This is a genomic window from Lutibacter sp. (assembly GCF_030692605.1).
Classification (GTDB): Bacteria; Bacteroidota; Bacteroidia; order Flavobacteriales; family Flavobacteriaceae; genus Lutibacter.
This window is the reverse complement of sequence record NZ_JAUYUD010000095.1, coordinates 76,553-84,460: the sequence shown is the minus strand read 5'-3', so window position 1 is coordinate 84,460 and position 7,908 is coordinate 76,553. Positions and strand designations below refer to the sequence as shown.

7 protein-coding genes and 2 tRNA genes are annotated in these 7,908 nt (G+C 31.6%); 3 read left to right on the top strand and 6 right to left on the bottom strand.

Going from position 1 to position 7,908, the window contains the following annotated elements; all coding sequences use genetic code 11:
* Nucleotides 1–140 precede the first annotated feature (140 nt).
* Together Q8S45_RS10005 and cyoE are read right to left on the bottom strand one after the other, a co-directional pair.
* Nucleotides 141–722: a cytochrome c oxidase subunit 3 gene (locus Q8S45_RS10005; protein ID WP_305604280.1), complete on the bottom strand. Its 582-nt coding sequence runs from the start codon at nucleotides 720–722 to the stop codon at nucleotides 141–143.
* A 4-nt stretch (nucleotides 723–726) separates the two neighbouring features.
* Nucleotides 727–1,632 carry a heme o synthase gene (gene cyoE / locus Q8S45_RS10000; RefSeq protein WP_305604278.1) on the bottom strand — a complete coding sequence of 302 codons (906 nt, stop codon included), beginning with the start codon at nucleotides 1,630–1,632 and terminating at the stop codon, nucleotides 727–729.
* A 180-nt stretch (nucleotides 1,633–1,812) separates the two neighbouring features.
* Here cyoE and Q8S45_RS09995 point away from each other — a divergent pair.
* A tRNA-Gly gene (locus Q8S45_RS09995) sits at nucleotides 1,813–1,884 on the top strand.
* A gap of 21 nt (nucleotides 1,885–1,905) precedes the next feature.
* Nucleotides 1,906–1,991: transfer RNA gene (locus Q8S45_RS09990), tRNA-Leu, on the top strand.
* A gap of 233 nt (nucleotides 1,992–2,224) precedes the next feature.
* Here Q8S45_RS09990 and Q8S45_RS09985 read toward each other — a convergent pair.
* A complete protein-coding gene (locus Q8S45_RS09985; RefSeq protein WP_305604276.1) occupies nucleotides 2,225–2,602 on the bottom strand; it encodes a DUF2784 domain-containing protein in 378 nt (125 codons plus the stop codon).
* A gap of 177 nt (nucleotides 2,603–2,779) precedes the next feature.
* Between Q8S45_RS09985 and Q8S45_RS09980 the strand changes: the two genes are divergently transcribed.
* Nucleotides 2,780–3,481: a sulfite exporter TauE/SafE family protein gene (locus Q8S45_RS09980; RefSeq protein ID WP_305604274.1), complete on the top strand. Its 702-nt coding sequence runs from the start codon at nucleotides 2,780–2,782 to the stop codon at nucleotides 3,479–3,481.
* Here Q8S45_RS09980 and hypE read toward each other — a convergent pair.
* From hypE to hypF, 3 genes are read right to left on the bottom strand one after another with little or no spacing between them, the layout of a single operon-like run.
* Nucleotides 3,478–4,503: a hydrogenase expression/formation protein HypE gene (gene hypE / locus Q8S45_RS09975; protein ID WP_305604272.1), complete on the bottom strand. Its 1,026-nt coding sequence runs from the start codon at nucleotides 4,501–4,503 to the stop codon at nucleotides 3,478–3,480. The genes Q8S45_RS09980 and hypE overlap by 4 nt on opposite strands.
* Nucleotides 4,504–4,506: 3 nt before the next feature.
* The gene (gene hypD, locus Q8S45_RS09970) at nucleotides 4,507–5,598 is read right to left on the bottom strand and encodes a hydrogenase formation protein HypD (protein ID WP_305604270.1); all 1,092 of its coding nucleotides are present in this window, start codon (nucleotides 5,596–5,598) and stop codon (nucleotides 4,507–4,509) included.
* A 5-nt stretch (nucleotides 5,599–5,603) separates the two neighbouring features.
* Complete coding sequence (gene hypF, locus Q8S45_RS09965) at nucleotides 5,604–7,895, bottom strand: carbamoyltransferase HypF (protein ID WP_305604269.1); 2,292 nt, start codon at nucleotides 7,893–7,895, stop codon at nucleotides 5,604–5,606.
* Nucleotides 7,896–7,908: the final 13 nt, after the last annotated feature.

The window sequence follows — 7,908 nt, the reverse complement described above, 5'->3', positions numbered from 1 at the left end:
TTGTGCAGTAAAACGAAACAAAAAATGTATCGAGAACCGTTTTTAACTATCATTTTTCTGTTCTCGATACAATTTTCTATCGAAAATCACTCGAAGTGACGAAAAATCATCGTTAAAAATTAATTGCACCCAACGCGTTATTATCTAATAAAATAGAAGAATAAAAACAGGTAAATCCATAAAATATCTACAAAATGCCAAAAAATGGCACCTAATTCGAGTCCTAAATAATCTGACGAAACGTATTTTTTAGAGAAATGATTGTAAATTACAATCAAAAGTACAATTAATCCAGCAGCAACATGGGCAATATGCGCGAGTGTTATACCATAAATAAAGGAAGATTTTACAGTGCTTTGTTCACCTGCAAAAACAAGTCCAGCATTTATTAATTCGCTAAACCCTTCAAATTGATAAAACACAAAACCAACACCCAATAAAAGGGTTAAAATTAAATTTAATGTTGTAAGTTTTCTGTTATCTTTTTTGATAAAATATTTAGACAACATAAAGGTAATGCTGCTTAAAATAATTAAGGATGTACTTATGTAAAAAGCATCTGGGAGATCGAATGAAACCCAATCTGCACGTTTTCTACTAACAACATATGCACTGGTTAAACCAGCAAACATCATGGTCATACTAATCATAGATACCCATAACATTGGTTTTGCCGATTTTCTTTTGGCTTGGTTGTATTCTTGTTCTAAAGTTTGTTTCATTGTATTAATGTAAAAATTTATCCACTACGTATATAACTTGAATTAGTGTAATGTAAAATACACTAGAGAGCATTAATTGTCTTGCTTCTTTATCGGTTTGATGTTTGTATAATTGGATGGCATAATATAACATTATTCCGCCTAAAAAAACTAAAATTAAGGCAGTTAAAGGGTAAATATAAAAACTTCCTGTTAATTTTAAAACAGGTAGTATAGAAACTAAAATAAGACATACTGTATAGATGATAATTTGGACAACAGCCTTTTTGTTTTTTTGTCCCATTGGCATTAAATTAAATCCAGCCTTTTTATATTCTTCATATTGCAACCAAGCAATTGCCCAAAAATGTGGAAACTGCCAAAAAAATTGAATTAAAAATAACATTCCAGGTTCTATTGAAAAATCATCTGTAGCGGCAACCCAACCTAGCATAAATGGAATAGCGCCAGGAATAGCTCCTACAAAAACGGACAAAGGAGTAATTGATTTTAAAGGGGTGTAAACACTGGTATATAAAAATATGGAAATAGCCCCAAAAAGAGCACTCTTTGGGTTTATACTGTATAAAATTGCCAGTCCCATTACGGTAAAAGAAACTGCAATAACTAACGCCATTGAAACATGCATTCTACCAGTTGGTAATGGCCTGTTCATTGTTCGTTTCATTAGAGCATCAGTATCTTTTTCAATAATTTGATTGAATGCATTTGATGCTCCAACCATTAAAAACCCTCCAATAGCAAGCAAAACTAATATCGAAAAATCAATTTTTTCAACAGCTAATAAATAACCAGCTAAGGATGAAAAAACCACGCTTAATGATAATCCAACTTTAGTTAATTGTTTAAAATCACTAAAAATAGCATTGAATTTTGAAGTTATAAAAGTTGAATTTGAAGTTACCGACATTGATATTAGATGAAAATATGTGCAAATATATTTTTTTATTAGGGAAATGCAACCTAATTAACAGCCGATTAAAAAATATTTTAAAATAAAGTATGAAAAATTCTTTACTATTAACAGATTTGTTTTAAATTTGCCCTCGCATTTAAGCAATTAAATGGATGTTCTTTTAAAAACATGACTGCGAAAGTAGCTCAGGGGTAGAGCACCACCTTGCCAAGGTGGGGGTCGCGGGTTCAAATCCCGTCTTTCGCTCTACATTATAAAAGTACCAATGCAGAAGTGGTGGAATTGGTAGACACGCTGGACTTAAAATCCAGTGGGCAGTAATGCTCGTGCGGGTTCAAGTCCCGCCTTCTGTACTAAGAAAGCCGAAACAATTTGTTTCGGCTTTTTTGTTAATGATTATTTAATGTTCCTCATATTTATCAACTTGTGGTGAAATACAATGTGGAAGTAATCTAAATTTTCTTTTCCGATAAAAGAAAAAGAGTCAATTAATATGCACACGTTCTTTAATTTCTTCAGAACACCCTTAATTTGTAATATGCGCCATCAGATTTTTTGTATTTGTACATTCGGCATTAATTATTCTTCAAGTTTTTTTTACGAAAAAATTCACCCAGATAGCGCATAGCAATACCAAAAGAGTAAGTGTTAAAGTTAAAATTTCCGCCAATGCCGCATCCGGAAGCCAACCCGTAAACTTTTCCGTTAAAAAGGAAATATAACTGCTTGGCATATCTCTTTCACCTAGTTTTCGCAATACCCGATAATGCCAATCGGTCAGAAAACAGTATCCGAAGCCTTTCCAAATACCCATGACTCCCCAAGAAAATAAAGTGATTAACAAACTTATTAAATGTAGTTTTTTAGTTTTTGGAAACAACCAACCAAACAAATTAAAAAGTATCAACGCAGTATGAAACACAAAGAAAAAATAATTCAAAAGCTGAAAAAAAAATGTTTCCATAGAAGCGTAATTGTTTTTAACAACAGAAAAAAGGTACGTATTTTTTTTGATAACCCAATGCTCGCATTTGAATTAAGGTGTATTCCCTAAAATTTAATGTCCGACAAATTACACAAAATATAATATTTGTAGTATTCCATAATTTTGTATTTTTAATGGCACTTAATTTTACAACGAATGGAATTGTCTTTTCCTTTATTTGCAGGTATAATTGCCGCAATGTTACACGTTATTTCTGGTCCAGATCATTTAGCTGCAGTAACTCCATTTGCAATTGAAAGTAAAAAGAAAGCGTGGAAAGTTGGTTTGTTTTGGGGAATTGGACATTTAGTTGGAATGCTTTCAATAGGAGTTTTATTTTTACTTTTTAAAGAAGTAATTCCCATTGAAAAAATTTCGAAATATAGCGAACAATTTGTTGGTATTATTTTAATTGCTTTGGGTATTTGGATTTTATTCAAAATAGTAAAAGAAGGAAAAAAACATACGCATATTCATATACATAGCACTGAAAATCCAATTATTCATGAACATGTTCATCAGCACCAGTCAGATGAAACACATAAGCACAAACATCCAAAATTAAAACAAGGAATTATTGCTTCAATGTCGGTTGGATTTATACATGGGTTGGCTGGTGTAGCTCATTTTTTATTGTTTTTGCCTGTAATTGGTTTTGCTTCAAGTTTAGAATCAATAAAATACATTATTGGTTTTGCCATTGGAACTTTAATTGCAATGATTTCCTTTGCCCTAGTAATTGGCAATATTGCTTCTTTTTCTAAACAAGAACATAATGATACATTTTTTAAAGGAATCCGTTTGTCTGGAGGGTTATTTGCGTTAGTAATTGGTATTTATTGGATTATTTCAAATTAACAGATTCGAGGTAGTTGTTCTCCAACCAACGGGCTCACAATTCGTTTGCCTCCAACTAAACTTTCCATAACCACTTTATTTGGATGTTCGTTTGTTATTTCTCCAATTAAAGCAGTGTTTTTTCCTTTTTCATGACTTCTCATTAATGCCAAAACTTCGGTTTCAATACTTGGGTCTATAATTACCAAAAACACACCTTCATTTGCAACGTACATAGGATCTAAACCTAACATTTCGCAAGCAGCAGCTACTTGTTTTTCTAAAGGAATAAATTTTTCTTTTAAAAATATACCTTTTGAAATATCATTAGCAATTTCATGTAAAACAGTTCCTAAACCTCCACGAGTTGGATCTCTAAATAATTTTATTTTTTCACCAAATGCATCTAACAAATCTTTTACTAAAAAATTTAAATTCGTTGAATCACTTTCAATAGATGATTCAAATTGCAGCCCTTCTCGCTCGCTCATAATGGCCATTCCGTGTTGAGCAATATAACCGTTCACTAAAATTTTATCGCCTTCTTTTATGTTATGAACCGATATGTTGGCTTTTGGATGCATTTCTCCAAAACCTGTGGTATTGATAAAAATTTTGTCACCTTTTCCGCGTTCCACCACTTTAGTGTCGCCTGTTATTATTAAAACATCACTTTCATCAGCCGCTTTTTTAATAGATTGTACAATTTGTATAAATTCTGAAACTTTTAATCCTTCTTCAATAATAAATGCTAATGATAAATATTTTGGAATGGCACCGCACATAGCAACATCATTTACAGTACCATAAACTGCCAATTCACCTATATTTCCACCTTTGAAGAAGATTGGAGTAATCACAAAACTATCGGTTGAAATTGCTATTTTTGAATTGAATTCAACAATGGAACCATCATGTTTTTGATCTAAATATGGATTGCTAAATGTTGTAAAAATAATTTTATCTAATAAATTACGTGTAAGTTCTCCGCCACTACCATGTCCTAAATTAATGGTTTCAAATCCTATATCTTCTATGTTCATCTGTTAGTCTATTAAATTATTGGAAAAATGATAATATGCCGCACAAGCACCTTCTGAAGAAACCATTGGCGCACCCAATGGATTTGAAGGTTTACATTTTTTACCAAACTGATCGCACTGATTTGGTTTTTTAATACCTCGCAAGATTTGCCCCGCAATACAATCTGAATTTTCAGGAACTTTTATATAACTGATGTTAAATTTTGCTTCGGCATCGTATTTTCTGTAGGCATCTTTAATAACATAACCGCTATTTGGAATTTCGCCAATGCCTCGCCATTCTCTATTGCCAACTTCAAATACTTTTTGAATAACGTCTATCGCTGCTTTATTTCCATGTTCTTTTACAACTCTTGAATACTGATTTTCGAGCTCATATTTTCCGCCTTCCAGTTGTTTTACCGCCATATAAATACCTTGAACCAAATCTAAGGGTTCAAAACCCGTTACAATTATTGGAATTTTATATGTTGAAACTAACGGATAATATTCTTGGATTCCCATTATGGCACATACATGACCTGCTGCCAAAAATCCATTAATACTGCATAATTCATCATCTAAAATTGCTTCCATGGCTGGTGGAACCAGCACGTGTGATGCTAAAATGGAATAATTACTAATTCCTTCTTTTTCAGCATGTAAAACCGATAAAGCATTGGCGGGTGCAGTAGTTTCAAAACCAACAGCAAAAAAAACAACTTCTTTATCTGGATTTTGTTTGGCTATTGAAACGGCTTCAATAGGGGAATATAAAACACGTAAATCGCCTCCAAGCGCCTTTGCTTCTAACAAACTTTTTTTACTTCCAGGAACTCGAATCATATCGCCAAAAGAACATATAATTACACCTTGTTCTAACAACTCAATGGCTTTATCAATTAAATTAAGAGGAGTTACGCAAACTGGACAACCTGGACCATGAATCATTCTAACTTTTTCAGGCAATAATTCTAAAATACCGTTTTTTACTAAACCATGTGTTTGTCCACCGCAAATTTCCATAATATTCCAAACTTGAGTTGTAATTTTATGAATCTCATCTAACACCTTTTTAGTCGCTTCTAGGTTTCTATATTCACTTAAATACTTCATTTTATTTAGCTGTTTGTTCTTGTTTGTAAGTTTTGCAGTTCGTAATTCTTAATTTTCATGTAATACATCAATTGTCCAAAAGAACAATTCTCATCATTTGGAGATAAATCTTTATGAAAATACAACTTTATTTCTTTAGGCGCTAATTCAATGAGCATATCAACCAAAGTTGTATTTTGAAAAACACCTCCGCTTAAGGCAATGTGTTGGTAATAATTATTTTTAGCATATTTTAAAATAAAGTTTGCCAGCGTAAATAAGAAATTTACAACAATAGTTTCTGTTAATACACCGTTTTTAAAATCTATAGCAATATTTTTAATTATTTCTTTGGAGGAGATTTCGGTTTCAATACTATTTAAATAACTTTTACACTCTTTTAAGTCATATTCCGTTACCAAATTCTCTAATAAAATAGCAGCTTCACCTTCATAAGAATTAAAATCTGTGATATTCAGTATTGAAGCAACCGCATCAAACAACCTGCCCACAGAAGATGTTTTTAACTGATTATTTTTCTTTAAATATTGATAATTTTTTAACTCGTTTGAAGTAAATTTTTGTTCTAAAATTTCAATCATTTCTTCTGAAGCCAAAGAAAATAAAGACAAACGAGGTTCTTTTGCCATTTTATCGCCCAAAAGCCAATCAAAATAGGCGAAATGATTGATTCGTTCAATTTTAGAATCTTCATAATTAAAAAATTCTCCACCCCAAATTTGTGCGTCATCACCAAAACCAGTTCCATCAAAAACCACTCCTAGAACTTTTTCGTTGAAGAGATTATGTTCACCTAATATTGCAGCAAAATGTGCTTTATGATGTTGAATTTCTATTAATTTTGAATTTGTTTTTTTAGCTAATTCTTTCCCAAATTGAGAACTGTGATAAAGTGGATGTTTGTCAATTAAAATAACTTCAGGTTGTTGTTCAAAAATATTTATAAATGAATTTACTTCTGAAGTAAACCTATTATAAACATCAAAATTCTCCAAATTCCCTATATACTGACTGACATATAAATGGCTGTTTGGATAAAATGCAATAGTACTTTTTAAATCAGCTCCCATTGCCATAATTTTTTCATCAAGATTGATATTGATATTCAAATAATTGGGAGCGTAACCTCGTGAGCGTCGGAAAAATACCGCTTGGTAAAATTTAATACTAAACTTTACGACCGAATCGTCTTGTGGATGCATTATTTGTAAATTATGTTGCAAAAAATAATCGGCAACATTATTTAATTTCTCCAAAGCATTTATATTTTCACTAATAATTGGCGAACCGTGAATATTTCCGCTAGTTGCAATTATTGGGAAATTCAATTCATTCGCCAACAACTGTAAAATTCCTGTATAAGGAAGCATTACACCCAGTTGGTTTAAATTTGGAGCAACTTCATTTAATACAATATTTCCTTTATAATTTTTAGAAGAAATAATGTTGATTGGACTCTCAGATGAGGTAAGTGATTTTATTTGATTGCTAGTCAGTTTTAATTCATTTTTCAGCAATTCCATTGAAGGAAACAAAACTGCAAAAGGCTTTTTTGGTCTGTTTTTTTTTGCTCGTAATTTTTGAATTACATCCCTATTTTCGGCATTACAACACAATAAATAACCACTAGTATTTTTAATTGCAATGATGCTTCCTTCATAAAGTAAATCTGCGACTATTTTAAATAAATTTTCTTCTGAAGTTTCAATAATTTTTCCTTCGGAAGTAATTAAAAATAATTCAATTCCACAGTTCGAACAAGTATTCGTTTGTGAATGAAATCTTCTGTCAATTGGTGAAGTATATTCTTTTTCACATTCCTCACACATTGGAAATTCATTTATACTTGTATGATTTCTTTCAAAAGGAAATGTTTGTGTTATTGCCCATCGTGGACCACAATTAACACAAGTTGTAAACGCGTAATTAAATTTAGGGTTTTCTGAATTTTCAATATCCTTTTTACAATCTTCACAAATAGCAAAATCGGGGGTTAATGGTAAATTTAATTGTCCTGTTTTAGGCGAAGGAATAATTTTAAAATTATCAAATGTTTGAAAGTCAATTGGTGAAATTGAGCTATCTTTTATACGAGCGACTGGTGGTGGAAATTGAACTAATTTATGATAAAATTGCCGTATAGAATCATTTAATCCAGAGACATAAATGACAACCCCTTCTTCATTATTTGAAACAGTTCCTTTTAAAGAAAATGCGGTTGCTAAACTATAAACAAACGGGCGGAAACCTACACCTTGAACTTGTCCGGAAATAGCAATTTTATAGGTTTCTAACATTCAACTTATTGCT

Bases quoted from the DNA above. Each gene is read 5' to 3' on its own strand.
- Q8S45_RS10005 (WP_305604280.1), bottom strand. From the start codon at position 722: ATGAAACAAACTTTAGAACAAGAATACAACCAAGCCAAAAGAAAATCG.
- cyoE (WP_305604278.1), bottom strand. From the start codon at position 1,632: ATGTCGGTAACTTCAAATTCAACTTTTATAACTTCAAAATTCAATGCT.
- Q8S45_RS09985 (WP_305604276.1), bottom strand. From the start codon at position 2,602: ATGGAAACATTTTTTTTTCAGCTTTTGAATTATTTTTTCTTTGTGTTT.
- Q8S45_RS09980 (WP_305604274.1), top strand. From the start codon at position 2,780: ATGGAATTGTCTTTTCCTTTATTTGCAGGTATAATTGCCGCAATGTTA.
- hypE (WP_305604272.1), bottom strand. From the start codon at position 4,503: ATGAACATAGAAGATATAGGATTTGAAACCATTAATTTAGGACATGGT.
- hypD (WP_305604270.1), bottom strand. From the start codon at position 5,598: ATGAAGTATTTAAGTGAATATAGAAACCTAGAAGCGACTAAAAAGGTG.
- hypF (WP_305604269.1), bottom strand. From the start codon at position 7,895: ATGTTAGAAACCTATAAAATTGCTATTTCCGGACAAGTTCAAGGTGTA.